The 24368-nt window shown below is 41.0% G+C and carries 22 protein-coding genes; 8 read left to right on the top strand and 14 right to left on the bottom strand.

Going from position 1 to position 24368, the window contains the following annotated elements; translation table 11 throughout:
- Window positions 1-45 precede the first annotated feature (45 nt).
- The gene (locus tag CH352_RS15470) at window positions 46-882 is read left to right on the top strand and encodes a hypothetical protein (protein WP_100706650.1); all 837 of its coding nucleotides are present in this window, start codon (window positions 46-48) and stop codon (window positions 880-882) included.
- Between the two features lie 35 nt (window positions 883-917).
- Here the strand turns inward: CH352_RS15470 and CH352_RS15465 are convergent, their stop codons facing one another.
- On the bottom strand, window positions 918-1724 hold the full coding sequence (locus CH352_RS15465; protein WP_243396315.1) for an FcpA-related putative periplasmic flagellar protein: 807 nt from the start codon (window positions 1722-1724) through the stop codon (window positions 918-920).
- Window positions 1725-1817: 93 nt separating this feature from the next.
- Between CH352_RS15465 and CH352_RS15460 the strand changes: the two genes are divergently transcribed.
- On the top strand, window positions 1818-2264 hold the full coding sequence (locus CH352_RS15460; RefSeq protein WP_100706652.1) for a methylglyoxal synthase: 447 nt from the start codon (window positions 1818-1820) through the stop codon (window positions 2262-2264).
- Between the two features lies 1 nt (window position 2265).
- Here CH352_RS15460 and CH352_RS15455 read toward each other — a convergent pair whose 3' ends face one another.
- From CH352_RS15455 to CH352_RS15425, 6 genes are all read right to left on the bottom strand, one after another.
- Window positions 2266-2658, bottom strand: coding sequence for a hypothetical protein (locus tag CH352_RS15455; RefSeq protein WP_100706653.1), 393 nt, complete (start codon window positions 2656-2658; stop codon window positions 2266-2268).
- An 8-nt stretch (window positions 2659-2666) separates the two neighbouring features.
- Complete coding sequence (locus tag CH352_RS15450) at window positions 2667-5075, bottom strand: TonB-dependent receptor (protein WP_100706654.1); 2409 nt, start codon at window positions 5073-5075, stop codon at window positions 2667-2669.
- Window positions 5076-5706: 631 nt separating this feature from the next.
- Entirely contained in the window at window positions 5707-7725 is a 2019-nt protein-coding gene (locus CH352_RS15440) for a tetratricopeptide repeat protein (RefSeq protein ID WP_100706656.1), read from the bottom strand.
- The gene (locus tag CH352_RS15435; protein ID WP_100706657.1) at window positions 7722-9761 is read right to left on the bottom strand and encodes a 6-bladed beta-propeller; all 2040 of its coding nucleotides are present in this window, start codon (window positions 9759-9761) and stop codon (window positions 7722-7724) included. Before CH352_RS15435 ends, CH352_RS15440 begins: the two co-directional genes overlap by 4 nt.
- 324 nt (window positions 9762-10085) lie before the next feature.
- Window positions 10086-10316, bottom strand: a complete 231-nt coding sequence (locus CH352_RS15430) for a hypothetical protein (protein ID WP_207766685.1) — start codon at window positions 10314-10316, stop codon at window positions 10086-10088.
- An 84-nt stretch (window positions 10317-10400) separates the two neighbouring features.
- Window positions 10401-11327 (bottom strand): histone deacetylase family protein, encoded by a 927-nt coding sequence (locus CH352_RS15425; RefSeq protein WP_100706659.1) that lies wholly within the window; start codon window positions 11325-11327, stop codon window positions 10401-10403.
- Between the two features lie 93 nt (window positions 11328-11420).
- On the opposite strand from CH352_RS15425, the gene CH352_RS15420 reads away from it, so the two are divergent.
- Window positions 11421-12554, top strand: a complete 1134-nt coding sequence (locus CH352_RS15420; protein ID WP_100706660.1) for a putative glycoside hydrolase — start codon at window positions 11421-11423, stop codon at window positions 12552-12554.
- A 172-nt stretch (window positions 12555-12726) separates the two neighbouring features.
- On the opposite strand, the gene CH352_RS15415 is transcribed toward CH352_RS15420, so the two are convergent.
- A complete protein-coding gene (locus tag CH352_RS15415; protein WP_100706661.1) occupies window positions 12727-14004 on the bottom strand; it encodes a tetratricopeptide repeat protein in 1278 nt (425 codons plus the stop codon).
- A gap of 145 nt (window positions 14005-14149) precedes the next feature.
- Here CH352_RS15415 and CH352_RS15410 point away from each other — a divergent pair, with 145 nt between their 5' ends.
- A complete protein-coding gene (locus tag CH352_RS15410) occupies window positions 14150-14950 on the top strand; it encodes an ABC transporter ATP-binding protein (RefSeq protein WP_100706662.1) in 801 nt (266 codons plus the stop codon).
- Window positions 14951-14954: 4 nt separating this feature from the next.
- Window positions 14955-15722 (top strand): ABC transporter permease, encoded by a 768-nt coding sequence (locus tag CH352_RS15405; protein ID WP_100706663.1) that lies wholly within the window; start codon window positions 14955-14957, stop codon window positions 15720-15722.
- A 50-nt stretch (window positions 15723-15772) separates the two neighbouring features.
- Here CH352_RS15405 and mtnC read toward each other — a convergent pair whose 3' ends face one another.
- Together mtnC and CH352_RS15395 are read right to left on the bottom strand one after the other, a co-directional pair.
- Window positions 15773-16477 (bottom strand): acireductone synthase, encoded by a 705-nt coding sequence (mtnC, locus tag CH352_RS15400; RefSeq protein WP_100706664.1) that lies wholly within the window; start codon window positions 16475-16477, stop codon window positions 15773-15775.
- Window positions 16478-17872: an MFS transporter gene (locus tag CH352_RS15395; RefSeq protein WP_100706960.1), complete on the bottom strand. Its 1395-nt coding sequence runs from the start codon at window positions 17870-17872 to the stop codon at window positions 16478-16480.
- A gap of 252 nt (window positions 17873-18124) precedes the next feature.
- On the opposite strand from CH352_RS15395, the gene CH352_RS15390 reads away from it, so the two are divergent.
- Window positions 18125-19075 (top strand): alpha/beta hydrolase, encoded by a 951-nt coding sequence (locus CH352_RS15390; protein WP_100706665.1) that lies wholly within the window; start codon window positions 18125-18127, stop codon window positions 19073-19075.
- 18 nt (window positions 19076-19093) lie between these two features.
- Here CH352_RS15390 and CH352_RS15385 read toward each other — a convergent pair whose 3' ends face one another.
- A complete protein-coding gene (locus CH352_RS15385; RefSeq protein ID WP_207766677.1) occupies window positions 19094-20119 on the bottom strand; it encodes a hypothetical protein in 1026 nt (341 codons plus the stop codon).
- Window positions 20120-20265: 146 nt separating this feature from the next.
- On the opposite strand from CH352_RS15385, the gene CH352_RS15375 reads away from it, so the two are divergent.
- Together CH352_RS15375 and CH352_RS15370 are read left to right on the top strand one after the other, a co-directional pair.
- Window positions 20266-21351 (top strand): endonuclease/exonuclease/phosphatase family protein, encoded by a 1086-nt coding sequence (locus CH352_RS15375; RefSeq protein ID WP_100706666.1) that lies wholly within the window; start codon window positions 20266-20268, stop codon window positions 21349-21351.
- Window positions 21352-21421: 70 nt separating this feature from the next.
- Complete coding sequence (locus tag CH352_RS15370) at window positions 21422-21880, top strand: VOC family protein (protein WP_100706667.1); 459 nt, start codon at window positions 21422-21424, stop codon at window positions 21878-21880.
- A 48-nt stretch (window positions 21881-21928) separates the two neighbouring features.
- Here the strand turns inward: CH352_RS15370 and CH352_RS15365 are convergent, their stop codons facing one another.
- From CH352_RS15365 to CH352_RS15355, 3 genes are read right to left on the bottom strand one after another with little or no spacing between them, the layout of a single operon-like run.
- Window positions 21929-23395, bottom strand: a complete 1467-nt coding sequence (locus tag CH352_RS15365; RefSeq protein WP_100706668.1) for an adenylate/guanylate cyclase domain-containing protein — start codon at window positions 23393-23395, stop codon at window positions 21929-21931.
- A 21-nt stretch (window positions 23396-23416) separates the two neighbouring features.
- On the bottom strand, window positions 23417-23791 hold the full coding sequence (locus CH352_RS15360) for a DUF1987 domain-containing protein (RefSeq protein WP_100706669.1): 375 nt from the start codon (window positions 23789-23791) through the stop codon (window positions 23417-23419).
- Between the two features lie 2 nt (window positions 23792-23793).
- Window positions 23794-24345: a SiaB family protein kinase gene (locus tag CH352_RS15355; RefSeq protein WP_008595640.1), complete on the bottom strand. Its 552-nt coding sequence runs from the start codon at window positions 24343-24345 to the stop codon at window positions 23794-23796.
- Window positions 24346-24368 lie beyond the last annotated feature (23 nt).

Genomic DNA, 24368 nt, shown 5'->3' with positions numbered 1-24368 from the left:
CTTTCGACGTCCTTTTATGACGTCGAGTAAGGGGGAGAGTCGGCTTTGAAAACCGCGAATATTTGGCACATAACTTCCGGAGCTGAATTCCCCATACATATATGGAAACATCCGCGAATTAATATCGAACTGCGTAAGGTCCAGTTAAAGGATTACAGATCGATAGAATTAGATGCCCAGGATATCAATGTATTCTATGTAAATACTAACTTGAAAGAATGGACAGAAATTAAGGAAGATTTCCTAAAACGTTTTGAACTTCATCCATTCGTTGCACTTACCATTATCTCTTCTCCCGAAGCGGAAGAAATTTACAATAAACTTTCCCCAAAAGGTAAAACCGAGGTTTTAGAAAATCCGGTGCAGCCTAGAGCTTTAAGGATCATTTTAGATAGAGTGATCCAAACCGAATTTTTCAAGATGGTGGCTAACGAGATCGGGAATAGTTGTCTTGCAAATGTAGGATTTTTTGAAGGAGTTTTCGAACTCGCTAACAAAGAATATAAAGATGCACATAAGGCGAATGCTGCTCTTCACGCCATTCTTGAGTTCGAAGCAAAGATCAAAAAGAATAACGAAGATATCAATAAAGCAATCGAAAGAGTGAATGAGCTTAAAAATCAAGAGCTATTAACTCTTCATGAAAGGCTAAAAGTTTCCGAGATCATAGACAATCTCAAAACAATGGAATTAAAACATGCGCTCGAGCTAAAAAAAGCCACTGAAAGAGCCTTGGAGTATTCCAGCATAGAAGAAATTGAAATGAAAAATATCCTCGAAGCTCATACTAAACTGTTTGAATACACTGAGCAGGAAATTAAGGAGCTAGTTGAGGAAAACAAACGCCTTAGAAAAGAGCTAGGACTTCCTGAGAATAATTAGAATAGAGTGTTGGAATTCCAACAAACCGGGCCGTTTTATTCTCTAGCAAACAATTCCAAAACTTTTTTGAATTCGTAGGAATTCCTACCGTAAGCTTTTTCCGCGTATAAGATCCCGTGTTTTTTTCTTCTATCCTTATAATAGTCCATACCTTCAGGATGGCCGGATTTCTTAGCCGAAAGATAAAGCCTTTCATAACAATGAGATAAAATTCGATGTGGCTCAGCTTCGTCGTTAAACTTAGGATCTAAAGAGATATATTTTTCCAAAAACTCCGCAGACTGATTAAAGTTCTTTAAAGCATATTGATGCTTGATAAATTCCCTATAAACTCCGGCTTGCAATTCTAAAAAAGATTCAGACTTTCTAATATTCGGATTTGCAATTTTGTCCAGGTTTTTCATCGCAAGGGAGAGATTTTTAACTGAATCTAATCTTGCCCTGGTGAGTTCTCTGTTCCAGACTCTTTCTGCGTTTTCCAGTCTGGTCTTTCTTTGCCAAGGGAATCTTTCCGAATCTAGGACCTTACCTTCTTCTTTTTCCCTTTTCGATTTGATATTATCCGAAACTTTTCTGAAACCATCCATGGCTGTGGAGAAGTATTCTTCCGTTCTTTCTAAAGCTTGCTTTGAATTGCCTTCCGAAAAATCTCCTAAGAAATCAATGTCTTTAAATTCGTTGGGGTCTTCGCTCCAAGGGCCGTCTTTTGCAGATTCAGGGATCAAGATCTCCAGTTTTTTGGGACGATCATGGGGATCTTCTTGGGAAAATAGATAGGGGGCCCAGGCGATCAGAATAAATAAGAACAAGGATCTTAAGCTTGAAAGCTTAACGAGTTTCATTAGCACTAGGATCGGGAAACAGCTTCGGGAGATAAACCATAAAAATGGTTTCATTCGGAAAGCCTTCCGATGAATTTGATTTAGGAGCAAAATATGCAAAGCCCCGAAGTCCCAAAAACAAAACGTATCGTGCTCATTGCACATGATAATAAAAAAGAAGATCTAGTGGAATGGGTGCAGCTTCATAAGGAAATACTTTCTAAACATCATCTCTATGCAACGGGAACCACGGGAAAAATAGTCCATGACAAAACGGATCTACCTGTTCATAGATTTTTATCCGGTCCACTCGGTGGGGATCAACAGATCGGTGCAAAGATCGTGGATGGAGAGATAGATGTGGTCATTTTTTTCTGGGATCCATTGACCGCTCAGCCGCATGATCCGGACGTTAAGGCTCTTTTGCGAATTGCAGTGCTTTATAATATTCCAATAGCAAATAATAGAAGGTCTGCTGATTATTTGATCTCATCCGACCTTCTCGCGAGTTCTTATAAAAAGACTACAATCGATTATAATACAGGACTGCCTATTTATTGAGTTATTTACCTTCTTCGGTAAACGCTGCCCTGTACGCTTCCGGAGGGCAGGTCAAATAACTACAGGAAAAAGAATCGGAAGAAGCCTGGGTCCAAGCCCCTAACTGCAGCAACTCGTCGCAGGAAATATTATAAGAATTCGATTTACCTTTGCCGGACGGAATGCCCGTGCAGGAAAAAACTGGAATCTGCTTATAACAGGAACAATTTCCTTCGAAAGCTCTTGTATCGGAACAATAAACGCAATCGGATCTTTGATTCCCATTCAATGCAGCAGAGATCAGTGACTGGTTTTGATAGTCTTCCTTCTCTTTTTTCGTTTGAGGGTCAGAAGTGCAGGAGGAGGAGAATAATAATATTATAAATATATAAAGTGGAAAGTATCTAAAATTCATAAAATTCCTCATTCAGATATTAAAGTAAATGGGATCGTAGTCTTGAAAGTGAGATTAGTCCCTGGGTTCAAGGCATACTCCTTATATCGACTTAGATGATTCACATACTCTTTATCAAAAATGTTTAAAACAGCAACGTCGAAGGTCGCGGATTCAGTTCCATTTGTTAATCCTGGAATTTCTCCTCCGAAGCCAAGATCGTATAAATTATAACCTTGGGTTGGAGTTTCTAATTTATCTACCTTATACTGGGATTGAACAAAAGTGCCGTTCATGGAAATATAAGGTTTTGAAATCCCGAAAAGTTTATTCGTAGTGAATCTAAGACCTAAGCGGGCTCGATTGGGGGTCATCCTAGGAAGATACTTATTTTTAATATCAGAATATACTGAATTAGGATCTGTTCCTCCGGGATTTAGAAGAATTTCTGGCGGAACATTTTTTTGAATGATGGCTCTTAGAATATCGATACCACCGGTTAGCACAAGCCAGGAAGCTGCCTGAGCTTGAAAGCTGAATTCTCCACCTTCTAACTTCGCAGCATCTTGTCTGTATCTATAAACGGGAAGGCCAGAATCAGGATCGATAGCACCTGCACTTACAGAATAAATATAATTATCTATCTTGTTCCTAAAAACACTCAACTCAGCTTGAAACTTATCATTAGCAAAACGGACAGAAGCATCATAATTCAAAGAAGTTTCCGGTCTTAAACTATCTTTACCGATCTCGAATCTACCACTTCCTTCATGAACACCATTCGCGAATAATTCGAAAGGAGTTGGGGCCCTAAAACCTCTACCTGCGTTCAAGGCTAAAGAAAAATCTTTTGCAAATCTCCAAACAGTTCCGAGACTTCCTGTGCTTGCTGAATAATTTCGGGTTTGCTCCAAATTTCCCAGATCTGCATTAGCTCTAATATCCATGCTTCTTTTGTCAGTTCGGGCACCTGCGGAAAAACTGAAGTCGCCCAATTTCCATTCTTCGAATAAGAAAAATCCTATATTGCTTAAACCGTAACCTGGGATCAAAGGTTCAGTTCCTATAGTATTACTTCTCTGCTGCATTCCGGAAATGCCGACTGTGCCCTTCAAACCTTTCCATTCTTTATGATGAACTTTTGCATCAGCAGTAGTAGTATCCAATGAAAGATTTAAACCCTGCTTGTAATCGTACTTATTCACTTGATAGACGGAAGCTGCCTTGCTGAAAGAATCGATAGAAGGGTCCAGCAATGTGTCTTTGATAGGCATGTATCTATTTTTATCTTCAATCTCTCTACGATTGTTTCTTTGATAGGCCGCATCTAATTCCACATTCACAAAAGGAAGAATGAAGAAAGCATGAGCATGAGTCTTTTGATGAAGAACAGTTTGGTAAGCAGTCGCACCGGGAGATTCATTCGGGTTGTCGTATAAATCCTGTTCTTGGTATCTTTGGAAAGAATCCACATAGAAGTTTCCCCAAGAACCATCCGTTCCCAAAGAAGCATTCACGTTTCTTTCATGAAAGCCGGTATTTGGAAGAGTCCCGTTTGGAGTAGTGATCCTTCCTGCCTTTCGAGTATCCGTTTGCACTCTATAGCCAAAGTTGGTATCTTTGTGATAACCGAATAATGAGATCGCACCTGCATCTTGTTTATTGTTCGAAAAACTATTCGTAGAGATTGCTCCACCCAGAAGAGGAGCACCATCCTTCGCGGTCGGTGCCTTAGAGCGGATCACGTTAATCACACCGCCTAATGCATCAGAGCCATAGAGAACGGATCCAGGACCTCTAACAATTTCCATCTTATCCACATTAAACGCGTCTAAGTCAACAGTATGATCATCACCGAACTGCTGTTCTTCTTGCCTTACTCCGTCGGTCATTACCAAAACTCTTTGGCCTGTCAAACCTCGGATCACCGGTTTAGAAGTCCCTGCACCGGTAGTTAAGGTTGCAGTTCCCGGAGTGTTTTCCAAAGCAGACATAACGTTCTGTCCCCTCAACCTTTGCAGTTGTCTCCCTTCTAAAACCGTAGTAGGCTGTGGGGTGGATAAAAAATCGGAAGCCACAGTTTTAGCGGTGACATTGATAGCCACACCTTCTAAGAGAGAAGGTTTTAAAACGATATCTAAAACCTTGTCCAAATCCTTTATTTCGAATCGTTCTGTTTTCAGCTCATAGTTCGGAGCAGATACAACTAAAGTGTAATTCCCCGGAGAAACATGCTGGAATTCGAAACTACCATCTTTGCCCGACCTGGATACAAACTTGTTCTCCGTCAGGAATAGTTTGGCGCCTGAAATGGGACGTCCTTCCGAATCTTTGAGGATCCCTCTGACATTCACATCCAGGGAAAAAACTTCCGAAAAAGGCAAAAATAAACTTAAAAAAACAGGTAATAAATTAAATTTATATAAAATACTTTTCATTCTTCCTAAACTCCAGACCTCTTGAGGTCGGGTCTTCATATACAAAATATAATTCAAAGCGGATCGCGAATGCAAAAGCCGCTGAAAACAGTAGATGCAGATAAATTAGGAAAAATAAGGAGGGGCGCGTCCTCTCAAGATCCCTGATTGGGAAATTTGAACAGGAATTAAATCGAAAATTATAAATTCATTATATTCCAGAACGGGTTGTTCTGATCTCGGGCTTTGGGCAAGGTTCGCTCCGGAATTGATTTGAGTGTGAATACAAACGAAACAGGATTCCAAGGAAATTTTCGGGGAATGTTTGGAAAATATCCCCTTTTCGGATATATCCGAGTGAGAGTGTACGCTTGTAAGCAGAAGTCCGCCGCAAAACGCGAACAACGCAAAGAAGGACCTAAGTCCTTTTCTCTGTCCTCTCACTGAAAATTCCATTTTTTCAATAATGATAAATCGTTATTAATAAGCAAGTGATTTTTTTGCCCGCCTCCTTGTAGAGTAAGGTTTAGCTTTCCTGCAAATCCGTCTGGTCCGGCATGGAATCCGAATAATTCAGAGACCTTACAATCGAATTCAGAACGACAAATGAATATCACAGGATTTCCTAAAATATTAAAAAATCAGAATATATTTAATTGGAAGCAGGGTTTTCCGTCTTTTTCCAGTAAGCTTTATTTCCTACTGCGATATTTCTTAAAACAGCATCCTGGTTTTTAGGAACCACTTTGGCGGTGTAAAGATCCGCTTCGGTTACAGTTCCCTCACCGAGTAGAGTTGCCGAATTGAAGAAGTAAACAGTCGTTCCTTTTTTGAGTCCGTCTATGATCCCTGCGTTTACGATTAGCGAATCTTCTTTTACTCGATGCACTTTTCCGCTGGCAGGAATTAAGGCGAGGATCTTATCTCTTGCTCTTAGAGTAGCTTCTGCTAAAGCATCTCTACCTTTTGCATAGATCCTAAATTTGCCTAAAATTTTCTCTTCTTTATGATCTCTAAGACTCCATTCAATACGTAAGTTATCGTCTTGGAAGGAAATTTTTCCGCTCACAACGAAACGAGCGTTTTCGCCTCTGGAGTTCTTTATCGAAGAATAGTTTTTTTCAGTTTTATGAATGGCTCCGGAATAAGGCTCCGATTCTAAACTTTCAGATTTTCTAATATTATCCAGATCGATATTGCGGATTCTTGGATCGGAATTTAAAAAATGGCGAAGAACTTTGCCTGCCAATGCGGGAAGGTCCGTATGTTTTGCTAAAAAATCTTCTCCATCCGGATCAAAGACGAGGACTTCGGGAGGAGTTCTGCCGTAATCTTCTTGGATCCCGAATTCTCCGATCTTAACCAAGCCTTCTCTATAACTTAAAGAAGTTTTAAAACCTTCCAAGTTATTCTCCACGGAATATCCGTATTTTTTATTATCCGGAAATTTATCTCTTAAAAGCAGTAGAAGGTTGAAGTAACTTGGGAAGAGTCCTCTTCTTTTGTATTCTTCTAATGTTAATACTAAAATTTCGGGACGATTGGGGAGAAGTTCCTTAGCTCGTATCAAGTGATACCAAGCTAAATCATATAAGAATGCATTTTTATTCGCTCTGTATCTTTGAAGTCTATATTCTCCTAAGGTCCTTCTAAGTGAATTTCCCTCCGGTAAATTTTCCAATGCATACAATTCCGACCGATTTCTTGCGATAGGATCCAAATCATCTAAGGAGATCAATTTTTCCAGATCGGTTTTAGCGTCTTTAGAGGTAGGATCTTTCTTCAGTCTAGAATAAGAACGCAAATATAAATACTCTGTGGAATTCGGGAATAAACCTAATAAGCGGTTTAGATATTCTTCCGCTTCTTGGTATCTTCCGAAATAGATCCTGGTCTTTGCTAATAATTTAAGTGCTTCTTCCTCGTTTGGGTGTAAGGAAACGGACCTCTCGAATTTTTCGGCTGCTTCTGCAATTTTAGAATCTCGCTTGCTTCCTTGAGATTTTTCGGCCCAGATCAATAAGAACTTTCCTGACTCTAAAAACACCGCCGGATCATCGGAAGCTTCAGCTTCTAATTGATTTCTGAGATATGCAGCTTTTGTAAAGTTACCATCGAATGCTTCTACTTTTGCTTCTAAGGTTTTTACTTCTTTACTTTTAGGGATCCTAGAGTATGCAGAATGAAACTCAAAACTTGCTTTTTGGGTTTTTCCGGAGGCGAGTTGCACTTCAATATAGATCGGAAATAGATCGGAGTCGTATCTATCTTCTTCCAGGAACGGTTTTAGGATTAAAAATGCTTCTTCATATCGTCCCAATTTAGCTAGTGTGATCGCTTTTTCTCGGACTGCTTTTTTGTTTTTAGGTTCTAACTCGAGGACCTTATCTAAAGATTGTAATGCTTCTTTTTCTTTATGAAGTTTTAGTGCAGCCTCTGCGAGTCCCAATCTGGAACGAACAGAAAGTGGGTTTAAGTTTACCGCTTCTCTGAAGGAATCATAAGCGGCAGGATAATTTCTGGAAGCTAATGCACCTTCTCCTTCTTTTATCCAATCAATAGTTTGTTTGGAATAAAGGGAGAATGAAAAAGATAAAACAAAAAGAACCGCGAAATTCCTGAAAAGAAATTTTAAGTTCAGATGTGTATTTGAGATTTTGGAACCGATCATGGCGTAAAAAATCCGGTCTCCGCTTTTCCATTAGAATTTCTGAAAATAGCTTCTACGACTACTGGGACATAGACGTCCATTCCATTAGGATTGATCCTACTTTTGAAGGAAAGAAGATACCTTCTGTCTTTCTTGGAATCTATCCAGCTTCTCAGGTTCTTCTCCGTTCCACCGGAAGGAATTGTTAAAAATTTCCCTCCTGTTTTTTCCGCGATTTCTTTATACACAGAAACGGATTCTCCGCTTTCTCCCAGACATAGGAAATAAATCGGAATATCGTGGGATACCGCGAAACGAATGATCTTAGTGGGAGAAAATTGCGTGAATGCAGCTTTAGAATCTTTTCCGGAAACGATCGCAACGATTGCTCTAGGGCCTAAACTATCTAATAAATCCGTAATACCTTTTTGGAGTGATTTTCCAATTTGAGATTCTTCTTCCGGAACAAAGGAGCGTAACGCCTTCAGAATATCATACATACTTTTTCCGAAAGGATAGGCGGTTTGTGTATCTCTTCCAGAGCGAAGAAGTTGAACTTTATCCTCTACCCGGATCTCCGACAAAAACGGACGGATCGCCTTCTCGATTGTTGCATAAGAATCGGATACGATCTGGGAATTTTCGGCAACGATGGAAACACTTACTCTATTATTGTATTTTTTCATATCGGTCAAGCCGATCAAAGGGGAAAGATTGTCCATCTCATAGATGCGGAAAGAATCCCGAGGGATTGCCTTCACCGGAACTCCATGTCTATCTTTCGCATGAAGAACTAAAGAGATATCAGGATAATCGGAACTGATAGTTCTTTCAACAATCAAATCTAAGTTGGAGGAAAGTTGTCCTTTGGGAGAAAAAGATTCTATTCTATGTCTATTAAAATCTGCAACAAACATGGAGCCCGTATAATCAAAAGCAACAGAAAACGCTTGGTCGAAATTTCGGACTTTATTTTTAGAATCTTTAAAGTTATCAAAGCCTGACCAAGTTTTAGAAACGGAATCGTAGATGAAAAGTCCTGCAGTTTCGTCCGCGACTACTATCTTATTGTCTTTGATGGAAAGATTTCTGGGCCTTTTGAAAGAAGGATTGTTGATCTCTTTTAAAAAATTTCCTTCATGATCGAATACGACGATCCTTTTGTTTCCTCGATCTGCTACGAAAATTTCTCCGCGATTATTGACCTTGATGCCTGCAGGTTGTTTTAAGATACCAACGCCTATCTCTTGGAGAGGCTCTCCCGTTCTGGAAAGTTTTTGGATCCGATTATTCCCCATATCGGAAACATACAAAAATCCTTCCTTCGTAAAATAAAGTCCTGCCGGCCCGTGAAAACTTCCAGGGTCTTTGCCGGTGGAACCGAAACGGTTTATGTAAGTTCCTCTGGTATCAAATTCGTAAATTTTATCTCCTGCATAATCTGCAACAAAGATGGATTTGCTTCGGATACTGATACCGACTGGTCCTTCTAAATTTCTACCGAAGGAGCCTTTGAAATTTTCCACTGGAAAACCGTTAGCATCGAACTTGACCACGTTAGCCGTGTCGAAACTTACTACGTAAAGATATCCTTCTTCGTCTACTGCTAAGTCGGCGGGGTTTCTAAAACGGAATCTTCTTAGATCATCTCCGAGAATTGATTTATAATATTCTAAATTATCCTTTCTATTTCCGCCACCTAGTCTATATCTAAGCGCATCTAAACGGTTCTTGCTAATCAAGTCTAGTTTATTAGAAGATTCTAATTGTTCCAATTCGGAAAGGCTCTCTTGCCAGTCTCCGCTAAGATAATACGCTTCCGAAAGAAAGAACTTAGGATGAACGAAATCAGGTTTGATAGAGAGGGAACGGACAAAATTTTCTCTGGCCGCAGAGAACTCTCCCTTATTATAATAGGCGAGGCCTCGTTTGAAGAATGTCCTGGCTTCTTTTTCTTTTAGTCCGAAGTTCGGCAGGGGTTCGGACCATCCAGATTGGGTGAGAATTCCTAAGAGTAGAAATAAAACGAAAAGTTTTGTTTGCGCACGTCTCCCCATTCTAATCCTCTCTGTCGATAGAACAGCTTAAGAGACATAATTTCAACCTATTTTTCGAGCCTTCTATATGGGTTTTACCACTCTTGCAAGCAATTAAAAGCAAAGATTTTGTAGGAGCTCCTACAAGCTAACCGGCAATAAATCCAGTTGTAGAAATAGGCGTTTTGTGAAAATGTCCGTTTTTCGCCACCGCTACGCTCCGGCCCCCACCCAAATCGGGCGGGGCCCGATTCGCATCCATGTTGGAGTTCCCACAAATCGAACGAACCATAGGAGTGAGATTCGCGAAGGGTAGCTGAGCAAAGCTCAGAGCCGCCTCGAAAATTAACCGAGTCTTCTTTTAACTGAGAATCTTTCCTTTAGATTGGAAGAAGGGGAGTTGCCCGTGGGAGAGAGCCAGGCGTTTTTCCAGTTGGAATGCCATTCGGACCATTCGTTGCGCACGGATTGGTTTTGTTGGAGTTCCTCTTCGACCTCTCTCATCAATCGGTCCAATAAGATCACATAGTTTCTGAATCGCAGGGCCAGGTCGGTGTTTGAGGAAAGTTCCTGCATGGTTTTCATATCGGCCGGAGGGGGTGGGAAGAGGCATTTTTTCTCGGAATTTTTGGCGGGAAATAAAAAAGAAACCGGGGTGTGTTAGCCTGCAAGGACGGCTATATGGGCTTCTACACTTTCTGCTAAGGCGTCCAGGTCGTAGCCTCCTTCTAAGAAGGACACTGTCTTGGCACCGATTTGTTTTGTTGCGGATAATATTAAACGCGTGAATTCTGCAAATGCGTTCGTGCTTAGATTCATTCCCGCTAATGGATCTCTTCTGTGCCCATCAAACCCCGCAGAGATTAATACATACTCTGGTTGGAATTCCAACATCGAAGGCACTATCGTTTCTTGGAAATAATGCAGGTATTCTTTATCTCCTGAACCCATCGCCAATGGGATGTTTAATGTATAGTTTTGTCCTTTTCCTTCTCCTCTTTCATGAACAGAACCTGTTCCGGGATAATAAGGATATTGGTGGAGTGATGTGAAGAATACTTTGTCTGAGTCATAAAATATTTCCTGGGTTCCGTTCCCATGGTGTACATCCCAATCCAGTATATAAACTTTTTCTACTCCTTGGGTGAGCAGATAGTTTGCTGTGATAGCTATATTATTTAGCAAACAGAAACCCATAGACCTTCCTGTTTCCGCATGATGTCCAGGTGGTCTGACGAGCGCGATCCCTGATTCTATTTCATTGGATGTAATCTTGTTTACAAGATCCATTCCGCTTCCTGCAGCTAAGAGCGCCGCATCAAAACTGGATTCCGAATATGGAGTGTCTCCATCGAAACTTCCTCGTTTACCTTGGATAACTGAAAATCTTTCTCTATGTCTGTGATTATGAACGGAATCGATTAGTTCTAATGGCAGTTTGTTGGGCTTGATCCAATGTAAGTCCTTAAAATAAGAGGTCTTATGAAGTCGATTGAGTATGGATTCTAATCTTTTGGGGGACTCGGGGTGGAATGTCCCGGTATCATGCAATAAGAAAGTATCGTCATAGGCATAACCGAGTTTCATTTTCTTCTCCCGTTTTTTGTTGGAAGTCCTACAAAGAGGACAAGTACCGAGGTCTTCGGTTCGATATTATTAATATAGATCCGGAGTAAATTTGTGCGCAAACCGTTTTCACTTTTTCCTATTTTAGTTCTCACCGCTTTTCCGGTCTGTGCAGAGTTCACGATTCCTTATCCTGACAATTCTAATAAGAAGGAAATTCCTGTTTTGGAATCTTCTCCTGAGGCCAAAAACAAACCCCAGTCAGTTTCCAAGGAAAGGGAGAAGAAGGAGATACGACTTTCTTCCAGAAACGTTTCAGAGGAAAGCGAAAAGGAAGCTCCAAAAGAGAAACTTAAAAAGTTTTTTACAAGACCTACGAACAAGGGGACTTATGGAGACCGTCCTAAATTCTATCGCGGTCTTTATGTGAATAATTCTTTGATTTCAGATAAGTCCCGTAAGAATGAATGGGAGTCCTTATTAAAGGATGCTTCCGATTACGGGGTAAATGTTTTGGTAATCGATCTTCAGCCTAAAACTCCTCCTGTGGAAGAGATCTCTCGTATTAAGGGAATGGGGTTTTATCCTGTGGGAAGGCTCGTAAATTTTGATGGGGGCCTTAAGACTAAATATCCTAGTACGGAAAAATTAAATTCCATCTTCGGTTATGTTCGCAAGGCATGTCTTTCCGGATTTCCGGAAGTACAATTGGATTATATACGGTATGCAGATGTCACCGATATTGATCTTTCTTTGAAGGAAAAATATAATAATATAAACGAGATTGTGAATCGGATCCGCGGAGAAGCAAATCAGTGTGAAAAACTTCCTTACTTAGGTGCGGATATTTTTGGTAGAATTCCTTTTAATAGGGACGATCAGATCGGGCAGAAGGTGGAGAATTTCGCTCAGCTTGTGGATGTGATCTATCCTATGTTGTATCCTTCTCATTTTTACGGCCAACCGGGTCGTATTGCAAATCCTTACCAAACTGTTTACGATGGCCTGAAGAATACTAGAAAAAGATCCTTATCCACTACGAAAGTGGTCGGTTGGATACAAGGTTTCGGGATGAGTCTTGGTCCTTCCGGTAAATCTCTGAAAGATTATATTAAAGCTCAGATTGAAGCCAGTGTGGACAGCGATAGCGATGGCTTTGTTGTATGGAATATCGTTGGGAAATATGGGGATACTTTTCGGGCGATTGAAGAAAGTATCCAGAGCGGGAAGCTGAAGTTAGAGGAATAAAATTATTGTGATTATGCGTGTTGGAATTCCAACACGAATTTTGCGCGAAAAAATCGGTTGCAATAATTAGAGTTTTATGATATAGGGACGGGGTGCTCCCACGGGCCACTCCCCACCACCCAAAAATTCGGGCGGGGGCCGCCTCTGCGATGTAGGAGTTCCAACACGTGAATTAAAGTCCAATATCTTTTTCTAATATTAAGAGATCCTTATCTCCCGGAACATTCTTCGGCCTGTGTAACTTATAAGCCTGAATGGATTCTACCGCTTTCATTCTCAAGAAATTTGCTTCTTCACTGAGCGTAGTGGACTTTGCCCCACCTGAAAGTTCCATATATCTCTTCCCATAGAGGAGGGAAGTCAATCGATGAAGCCTGTAGTCCGTGATATTATCCAGGCCGGCTTCTTTTAAAAGTTTTTGGGAGATTTCCCAAGATTTTTCCTGACGATTTCTGAGCTTAGGTTCTTCTTCCGGAGAGATACTTCCTTTAGGCCTTTTTCCGGAAGAATAAGAAACATATAATTTATAATAAGTCTCTGCACTTCTGATCAAAAGTTCGTAATCTGTTTTGGAAAGTCTAAATCCTTCTCTGGCAACTTCTTGTGCTCTTTCTAATTCTTCCGGAACAAAACTGTTCTTAGGAAAACTTGGAGCCTGGTCGGCCTTACAATTTAAAAAGGAAACATATTCTCTGGAGAATCGGATCAAGTCCTGGTCTGAATCGAATCTGGATCTTTTTTTCCATGCGGAAGAGAACTCTGCGCCAGCACTCATCGGAAGAATTCCTGAACACACAGGTTCTTTAGAATCCACTCCGGCCTCGTTCAAATATAACATTCCTAATCTGTAATGTGGCACCGGAGACATTGGATCTAAACGAATTGCCTTACGATAAGATTGGATTGCTTCCGGGATCTCATCTCTTGTAAAGTGATAATCTCCAGTCTTACGCTCTACTAACGCAGGTCCGCTTAGTTCGGAGGAAACCGGATAGGCGACGGTTAGTACCTTCTCCTTTGCCATTCCTAAATATCCGACACCTCTTAATTGTTTTCCAGCGAATGCGGTTTGGAAGATGGATTTAACTTCTATCTGACCTACGATACTTCCGTCTTTGAATGTTTCATGATCGAAATCTTTTTCGATCAAGTAGAGTATCTGTCCTGGACGTATGCCTGGATCGTAATGCACTTTTACGGTGACTATATCCGGTCTTGTATCGTATCCTAATTCGAAACTTTTGTATTTTCCCTCGTATTCGATCGGTTTGACCTTATCGAACATAATGGTCTCCCCGACTAAGACCATTTTTTCTTTTCTGGGCATTCCATCTTTTCCCGTGTTTTTAGGCATTCCAACATCTCGGAAAGCATACACAAATTCTTTGGAGAAGATAGAAGAGGAAAAAGTGCAGAGTAATAGGATGATTACAGGTCGGGTTAGGGCCATGGTTTTATTTTCGGTCGGATTAGAGTCGGGCAGTATCCGAATTTTAAGGGTTTTTATGTAAAAAGAGCATCCTCGAAATCGTTTTCGAGAGACGAAATCGGATGGCGAAGGGAGACTTTGCATTTGGTACAGGACCGTTTTTCTAATGGCAATACTTGAAACAAATCGTTTAACTAAAGCATTCGGTAAAATTACCGTAGTTGATTCTCTGGACTTATCTATCGAAGAAGGTGAAATTTTCGCTTTGATCGGGCCCAATGGAGCTGGGAAAACTACTACGATCAAAATGTTGACCACACTTTTGCCCCCAACATCGGGAAGCGCGTCTATCGGTGGTTTCGATCTTAAAACACAAACTGAAAAAATCCGCAGGATGATCGGATATGTTCCTCAAATGATTTCAGTGGACGGAAGTTTGACCGGATACGAAAACCTTATGCTTTTTGCTAAACTTTATGATATTCCTTCTTCCGAGCGAAAACATAGAATAGAGGAAAGTCTTCATTTTATGGGACTAGATGCCTATGGAAAAGCTCTATTACAAAGTTATTCGGGGGGAATGCTTAGAAGACTTGAGATTGCTCAGGCGACTTTACATCGACCGAAAGTTCTCTTTTTGGACGAACCTACAGTGGGCTTGGATCCGATAGGTAGGAGCGTTGTTTGGGAACATATTATAGATTTACAAAAGCAATATTCAAGCACGATCGTCTTGACGACACATTTGATGGATGAGGCGGATAAACTTTGCGATAGGATCGCCTTAATGTCAAGGGGAAGATTGGCCGTTGTTGGAACACCCGAAGAGCTCAAGAAATCCGTCGGAGGATCCGCAAAAACTCTAGAAGATGTCTTTATTCATTATGCGCAGGAGAATCTGAGCGACTCCGATGAAAACTTACATGCAATAAGTCAGGAAAGAAAGACAGCGAGACGATTGGGATAAACGAATGATCTTAAATTTTTTAAAAAAGACCTGCGTAATAACTGAACTCGAAATTCGAAAGGTCATACACGATCCAACAGAAATTTTGACTAGATCCGTTCAACCGGCTCTTTGGCTTTTGGTTTTCGGTCAGGTTTTTGCAAAGATGCCAATGATGGCGGGAAGAACAAATTATATATCCTTCATGACTCCCGGAATTCTTGCACAAAGCGTTTTATTCGTTTCGATCTTTTCCGGAATAGCGATCATTTGGGAAAAAGATCTGGGTTTAATCCAAAAGATGCTTACTACTCCCACTCCGAGGGCCTCGATCGTTTTAGGTAAAGCGATCTCCGCTGGACTTAGGACTTTGCCTATCCTTTTGATCATTTATATATTGGCTTTCGTTTTGGGAGTTTCGGTTCGTTGGGATTTGTTTAGTATATTCGGAGTTTTAAGTTTCGTTTTATTAGGGGCCATTTTCTTTTCCACATTTTCACTTATCATTGCCTGCCTCGTAAAAACAAGGGAGAGATTTATGGGAATCGGACAATTGCTCACGATGCCTCTCTTTTTCGCAAGTAATGCCATTTACCCGATAGAGATAATGCCGGACTGGCTAAAGGTATTGTCACATGTAAATCCCCTCACATACGTGATCGACGGACTTAGGACTTTTATGCTCGGAACTCCTGCCGCATTTAATCTAGGCTTTGACCTCGGTATTTTGTTTTTTTCGTCCTGCGTTGCCGTTTCGATCGGTGCTATCCTATACAAAAGGGTGGCGATGTAATTGGTCCGCATTCCGGATATTTACTGATATATTAAAAATTAGAAATGTATCTACGCCAAGATCCTAGTAAAGTTCTCTATCACTTGGTATTTATGTTCCGCTTGCGGGTGATTCCCAGGGCGAGAAAGTAGAATGGACCGGACTCCCGCTTTTGTGGCGGCGTCCGCTTCTTCTTTTATATCGGTGAAGAATACGATAGAACTTGGCGGCAGCGAAAGTTTTTCAGAAATCTTAGTATAACTTGAGGCTTCCTTTTTTCCACCTACCGCGGTATCGAAATAATTTTCGAAATATACCGTTAGATCTCCTGCTTCGCAATATTTATAGATCAAGATCTGAGCTTCTACACTTCCAGAAGAATATACGGCCGCACGTTTGCCTGATTTTCTGATCCTTTCTAAAAAGGGAGGAACATCTGAGAAAATTGTACTTTTTAGTTCACCTGATTCGTATCCCTTCTTCCAGATCCTTCCCTGGATCTCTTTCAAAATCCCTAATTTACGATCTTTGGATACTAGGTAGTTGCAAAATTTGGCAAGTGACTCCGGAGAGTTGGAAACTTCTTCGGTATATTCTTTTTCATTTTTGGAAGCGAGGATGAGCTCCTCGGCGAAGCCAGTTTCTGCCGAGGTCTCAGAGAAGAATGTAATAAAGTTTTGGACCGAGTAAGGAAATAAAACCTTGTGCACGAATTCTATCGGCGTGGTTGTACCTTCTATATCAAATAAATATAACTCGGCGTTTTGTTCTTCCAATTAAGCTGTCCTTTTGATCCTGCCGGCTTCGGCCGCCAATTCTTCGTGCATCTTTTGTTCGTCGTGTTTGAAATTTTTCAGGATATAGAACCACGCGAGTCCGCAAGGAATCCAGAAAAGGATCGCGATCGTGAATGCTTGGGTTCTGTCTGGTAATACTGTGAGGATCAACGCTGCCATTGCAGGTCCGAGTCCGTTCCCGAGATTATCCGTGAGATTGTATAAAGCAAACATAGAAGATCTACTTTTAGGTGGATTGACGTTTATGATCAATGCCCGAACATTCGGACCGGTTACGGAAATAATAATACCCGCGAGAATATTGATAAAAATGAATGTTGGACTTCCTGCAATATCCTTTGCATAAAGCAAATATAATGTAGGAATGATACCTAATAATATAGAGCTTCCGCAGAATATAGGCAGATACTTTTTGTTAGTATCATAAAGTTTTTGTCCGATCACTCCCCCGAAAAATGTTCCTGCGAAGATCCCTAAAGCTGCAAAGATCACTAATGCGGAAGCTTGGTCTTTAGGTAAGCCGTAACTGAATTCGTAATAGTCGTTCAAAAATACGAAGAATACACCCCAAGGTACACATCCTGGAATTCCTTGCATAAAGATCCCTACGTTTGTTTTACTTTGGAAAATGTTTTTGATATCCTTCCAAGTCAAACGGACCGCTTCCGAGTTTACGTCTAGAGAATCCGGATTTAGGCTTGCCAGTTCCTTCTCACTTCCACCACGAACAGGCTCTTTACAGAATAATCCGTAAACAAGCATGAATAAGAAAGAAGGAGCAGCCATATAAATAAAACTTTGTCTCCATCCGTTGATCGGGTCCTCGGTGCCTAAGGTCCCTCCTACCAATTGGCCGACTCCGACTCCGAGCCCAATGGCTAGAGAAAGATAACCTGCTGCTGTGGAGCGGGACTTGTCCGAGAAATAATCTCCGACGAGAGAGAAAAGAAGAGGGAAGCTTCCCCCCAAGCCGAAGCCTGTTAGAGTTCTGAGGATTAAAAATTCGTCGTAGTTTCTCGCGAATCCGGAAAGAAGGCAAGGGATCTCTCCCAATAATACTGTTCCGATGACTAAAGGTTTTCTAGGAAATCTTTGGGTAAGATAACCCATGTAAACCGAAACCAATCCTCCTAAAACGAAGAAACAAATCGGGATCAGTCCTCCCAATTTCCAATCGATCTCTTTTTGATCTGTGATCCCAAAAGAGCCGGCTATATTTCTGAGGTTCGGCGCGATCAGGTTTTGGTCCGCGAATAGAAAGAAGGCCATTCCCATGATCATCCAAAAGGCGAGGATCGCGTTTCCTCCATGGGCGGCAAGTTCGCCTAATCCGAAATATCGAAGCAGGCTTTTTTCCGAGGTCGGTTGAGACATCCAATTCTCTCCACTGTGTTTCTGTTTGATGTCGGCCTCTATAAGAAGCACGTAAAGCGACAGATTGGTGAGAGGAAAAGGAATCGGCAACGAAAATGTGATTTTACTCTGTGAGCTTTGAGAGAAAGAAAGGTCGGTTTTTAGTCCTAGAACATCCTCTTTCTTCTGTTTTGGAATAAATACTTGACCCAACGTTTACTTGTCTATAGCTTCGGTCCGACTACGCCTCTAACCTACATGGAGCCAAACAGCATGGCCTACCAACATAAAGAATTCTTCTTTCAATCTTCCAGAGACAATACCAAATTATACGCCCAGGCATGGACCAAATCCGGAGCTAATCGTGTAATTGTTTTTTGTCATGGATTTGGAGAACATAGCGGTAGGTATTCCAACCTCATCCAATATTTTAAGGACAGTGATGTAAACTTTTACGGTTTGGATTTGAGAGGTCATGGTAAATCGGACGGTAAAAGAGGTCATGCTTCCGGTTTCGAAGCGTTTGTAGATGATCTCGCGGACTTTGTGCAAGAAGTTCGAAAAAGGGAACACAGGGACAAGATCCTGCTTTTAGGGCATTCTATGGGTGGAGTGGTTGTCATCCGCTACGCTTTGGAAGGGATTAATCAGGATTATATTTACGGAGTTGTAGCTTGTTCTTCCGCATTAAAAATCCCTACTACTCCATTCCAAAGATTCCAGATCTCAGTGGCAGGTTTTTTACGTAAGATTGCACCTTCTACAACTCTCGACGCAAACCTGGATACAAATTTGGTGAGCAGAGATCCTGAAGTGGTCCAGGCCTATATTGATGACCCTTTGGTCCACGGTAAGGTTTCGTTCTCTATGGGCTACGAATTGTTCCAACAGGGAGCAATTGCGAATAAAAAGGCTGGGATACTAAGGACTCCTATCCTTATTCTCCACGGTTTGGCAGACGGGATCGCTGATCCTGCAGGAAGTCTGGAATTTTATAATCATTTAGTTTATAAGAATAAAAGAATGAAGACCTATAAAGGTTTCTATCATGAACTTATGAACGAACCTGTGGGGGAAAGAGAGAAGGTCCTAAAGGATATCAAAGAATTTATGGATTCTCTCGTTCCGGAAAGAGCAAAGTCTTCTGATAAAAAACTGAGCCCTAAGAAAGCCTCTAAATCTAAACCTTCTCCCAAAAAGAAAGTAGCAGCAAAGAAGAAGTAACTAAGCCCGCTTCTTCTTTTATTCTTTCCTGAGTCTGTATGTGATCGTAAACGAAAGGAAGAATAAGAAGGAAAGGATCCCGATCACTCCATAAATCGTTTTTTCCGTCGAAACGAATATACTTCCGTTGTTAATCTCTCTTTCTTGGTTTGCAGTTTCGTTGATCGGTTCTCCTCCGATTACGGAAAGAGTGATCTCATACTGCGGTCCCGCGTAACTAACTATATTCGAATTCACATCGGGAGGAGCGTCTACGGAAACGGGGCGCGTTCCTTTCTGACCGATAAAAGAAACCTGCATGTCCTTAGGTTTAGAGAAGATCACCTTCTCTCCTTCCTGGTTCTCGAATAATAATCTATCTTTGAATTGAGTAGGAGATAGATTGGTAGAAGGGATTACATAACTCACAAATAACTGAGAAGTTCCAGGAAGAATTGCCCTATCGATCACCCAACCGTTTTTTCCTTTAGTCAATTGGATAGGGATCGCCATTTTATTTGTGCTTTGGGTCAACTGAGCGCTTACTTCTAAAGCTTCTTCGGGCACATAAACTTCTAAAGGGTCGTTCGGGTTCTGGAAACTTTTAGGAGGGATGGTATTATTGGTAAGAATAGATACTTTAGAAATTACTAATGCGTCTTTTTCTCTTACTACTTGTAGTAGAGACTTTGTTTTTACTACGGAGCGATCCAGGGTTTTATCATAAACTGTTACCTCTTGTGGACGGGACCTCATCATGGGCACCGGGGGGATCATCTTATTATAATTTACTCCGTTATAAGTCACTTGAAGAAGTATCGGAAGTCCATCAGGAGCATTGATCTTCGGAAGTTTAAAAGTTCCTCTCACTGGACCTTGCTCAGGAAGAGGTAAAGGCATCATTTGTCTTTCCAAAGCGAAGAGCCGAATTCCTTCTGCGGAGCCCGGTCCGCCCGTACTTCCATTTTTAAGGACAATCTGAAGTTCCAGTTCCTCCCCAAACAAGGGAGATAGGCTAAAACATATAAAAAGAGAAAAGAATAGGATTAGAAATTTCTTCTGCATGGACGATTCCAATGTTTCTTATCCCCTGAAAAAGGGAAAGTCTTTCCGTTCTGATTCTTGTATCCGAAAACTCTAAAATTGTGGACGAATGTGGGGAATTTCGTTAGAAAGGAAGGCCAAGAACCAATAAATAGAAAGAGGCCGCCTTGAAATTATTCAAAAGAATCCTTCTGGTGCTATTAAGTGTTTTCGCTTTATTACTTCTGCTCGTTTATTTTTCCACATTCCATCCATCCGACTTGGAATCAGTACAAGTAAAATGTGAAGAAGGTGCTCCAAGCTTGGAATCTTCAGAGCCGATCAAGGTATTATCTTGGAATGTACAATATTTCGCAGGTAGGAATAGAGTATTTTGGTATGATGTTCCGGATGAAACCGGACCGGATGTCGGACCATCCAGAGTAGAGATAGAGTCCACTCTCAAAAAAGTGGCGAATGTGATCTTAGAGAGAGATCCTGATTTTGTTCTATTCCAAGAAGTGGATGACGGAGCTAAAAAAACGTACTCTGAAAATCAGTCGGAAAGAATTCTTCCTCTACTTTCGGACAGGTATCCTTGCCAAACGGAAGCATTTTATTGGAAGGCAGGATTTGTCCCTCATCCGAAGATCATGGGCTCCGTTGGGATGAAGCTGACTATATTCAGTAAATATAAAATTCTTTCCGCTTCTCGCCATCAGCTTCCTACTCCTCCTGCTGATCCGATTACCAGACAATTACAGTTAAAACGAGCCGTATTAGAAGCTTCGGTAGACGTAAAAGATAAAAAACCTTTAGTGCTTCTAAATACACATTTTGACGCATTCTCCATGGGAACGGATACTATGCAGAGACAGGTTGCATTCGTAGGTCAGTTATTGGATAAATTGGATTCTGAAAAGTCTGAATGGATCTTAGCTGGAGATTTTAATCTTCTTCCTCCTGGATTTTCCAGGAAACATTTACATCCTAACGGAGCGTACTTTTATAGCGACGATGAGGAAATTTCTCCTTTATTCAAAAAATGGAATTCAACTGCAAGTTTGGAAGAATTGAACGGTCCTAATCAGGAAAAATTCTACACTCATGTTCCTAACGATCCTCAGATCGCAAAACCGGATCGAACTATAGATTATATGTTCTACTCAAAAGGTTTAACTAAAAAAGAGTATATCGTATTAAGAGAAGGGGAGGCCTTGGAATCCAGCGACCATCTTCCTTTAGAGGCAACCTTCTCCTTGGAATCTCGTTAATCTGGTCGGACAAATCCTTGCTCTTTTCTATAAGGGCAAGAATTTGGAAAAAAACGAAAGATAGGGCATTATGAGACCGTTTAAAATTCTGGGAGTGCAGCAGATCGCAGTCGGCGGAGACAGTAAGGATAAACTCAAAAAATTTTGGGTGGATACTCTCGGACTGCAAAACATCGGTTCTTTTAGAAGTGAAAAAGAGAACGTAGATGAGGACATCCTACAGATGGGCAAAGGTCCTTACGCTGTAGAAGTAGATATCATGGAACCTGTGGACCCAAGCAAGAGTCCGAAAGTAAATGATCCAAAACTGAATCATATTGGACTTTGGGTAGATGATATTCATAAAGCAGTAGAATGGTTGAGTGCGCAAGGAGTTCGTTTTACTCCAGGCGGGATCCGCAAGGGTGCAGGTGGTCATGACGTGACTTTTATTCATCCTAAAGGAAATGAAGAATTTCCACTTTGTGGAGAGGGAGTTCTTATCGAACTCGTTCAGGCTCCCAAAGAAGTGATCGAAGCTTTAAGTTGAAGATCGAATAAAAAAGGATCTCTTCGGAGATCCTTTTTTATATTATAATTATTTAATGCCCTGCAGGAAGTAAGTGTGCATCGGGCCTTTTCCCTTTACCTCGATCACATTCCTATCTTCGAAATTATACTTATCTTTTAAGGAAAGATAAACGGATTCAGAAACATGGATCCTTCCGGTGGCTCCATGAGATTCCATACGAGAAGCGGTATTGACTGAATCGCCCCATAGATCGTATACGAATTTGTTCTTTCCGATCACTCCGGCAACAACCTCTCCGGTATGAAGGCCGATTCGAACATTAAACTCGAATTCCAGCTCCGGTTTTAATTCATCCAAACGATGGATCATATCCAATGCTGCCTGGGCAGCCTTATGAGCATGGTCTTCCGTTGGCACAGGAATACCGCCGGCCAACATATAACAATCGCCTATTGTTTTAATTTTTTCTAATTTATATTTATCGGCGATCACATCGAATTCTGTAAAAATACGGTTTAAGATCTCAACTAATCTCGTAGGAGTTTGGATCTTAGTGGTAAGCTTGGAAAATCCGACTATATCGGCAAAGAGAACGGTAGAAGAAGGGAAATAATCCGCAATAACACCTTCTCCTCCTTTTAAACGATCAGCAATACTTCTAGGTAGAATGTTTAAGAGTAAATTTTCGGACTTCTGTCTTTCTTCTTCTATACTCTTGTTCAGGACCTCGATTTTTTCCAAGGAGTCTTTTAATTCTTTGTTTCTTTTGGAAAGAGTCCTATAAGCATCCGCGTTATCCACACCGATTGCCACATAGTTTGCCAAGGTCCTAAGGATATTTAACTGGTTGGGTTGGAACGCATTTTTGGAATAACTGTGAACCGTAAGAATCCCTATCAGACGTTCTTCTACCTTAAGAGGGAAGTATAATGCAGATTGGGAATTCTCTCCGAAATGTTTTCTGATATCCGATAAATAATTCGGAAAATCTTTCTCGATATCTAATGTAATCAGTTCCTTCTGTTGTTTTACGCAATAAGAAGAAGGATTATCCTCTTCTAAAGAATCTACGGAAGGCGCTGGAACATATCGTCCGTCTATTACACAAAACTTATATTTGATCTCTTTTTTTTCTTCGTCGTAGGTACCGAATGCGAGCACATCCATCGGAACGATGGACTTTGTATTTTCGTAAACGGATTGTATGATAACTTTAGGCTCGAGAGAAGAAGTGATGATCTTTCCGATCTCAGTTACAAGTTTGAGGTCCATATAAGCGGCCTCTAACATTATATTAGAATCGGTTAATGCTTCTTGAGTTTTGAGAAGTCTGTGTTGGGTAGAGTCCCCGATCTTCATGATCTTTGAAGATTGTTTGAGAAGGGACTCGTAGGATCCTACGAGAGTTTTTAATTTTTGTTTAGGATCCTCTTTAGTATTCGGGTCTTCTAAAAAAGACTGAGCGTCCGAGAGAAGTTTAAATTCCTGCTCGAAAAAAGTATTCTGTTCTTTCGAAGTTTCGTTCTTTTCCACTTGTTCCGCACGAATGAAATCTTATTTATAAGATTTCATTTTGAAAGGCAGGGACAAGTCGGAAGAGAATTCCTCTCCGGTTTCCTGCATGTCCTCGTCGTCTTCTTTATAGAGCCACTCGACTTCTACCTTTCCACCTTTGTCATGATATTTCTGGAGATTGTCCAAAATATCCATGATCACTTTGGAAGAACTGGTGTTAAAATAATCCATTTGAAAACGGAACTGGATCTGTTTGTTTGCAGTTTGGATAGCAGCCAACCAGTCAAAGACAGGTTTGTAAAACGCCATTGCGTTTTCCGGATAAGATTCTCCGATAATTTCCGCGAGCCCCTTGTCCGATTCTAAGATGATTTCCGGTGAAGTTTTAGTCTGTTGTATGTGTAAGGATTCCATGATTAGTTTTCCTTCGTAAAGAATGCGGAGATTGTAAAAAAGGATAGTTTGCCATCTAATTTGTCGAAACGAAACACCAGAGGTCCGTCTGACTTCCTAGCAATATCGATTAATCCCACACCTGCTCCTTTGCTATCTTCCGGCCTCTCCGATCTAAGTTGCTGTTGGTAGAAGGACTTTAATTCGTCCTTACTCATGGAGTTGATTTTTTGGATCCTTTCGGTCAAAAATTCGATCTTCTCGTTTAGTACCAAATTTCCCGAAGCAACATGGTAGCCAACCGAATTTTCCCTAACTATGAGGATCCCTACGCCTGCATCTTTCTGCTCTTCGTTAATTTTTCGTTCAGCGGAGTAGTGCAGCATATTTTGCGCTAGTTCAATAAATACCGCAAAAATTTTCTTTATTTTGGATTCCGTGCTCAAAGAAGTCCGGATCATAGATCCTAATTCGGTTAGAACTTCCTGAGACAGTCTGCCCTTAAAGGATACGAGCAGATTGTATTCGCTGGTTTCCTGATAAGTCTTAAATAGATTTATGACTTCATTTTCCATCTTCAGCATCTTCCTTTTCCAGA

Origin of the sequence: Leptospira hartskeerlii (assembly GCF_002811475.1) — a bacterium.
GTDB lineage: Bacteria > Spirochaetota > Leptospiria > Leptospirales > Leptospiraceae > Leptospira_B > Leptospira_B hartskeerlii.
The sequence above is the reverse complement of the archived record's forward strand: the minus strand, read 5'-3'. Positions and strand labels throughout refer to the sequence as shown.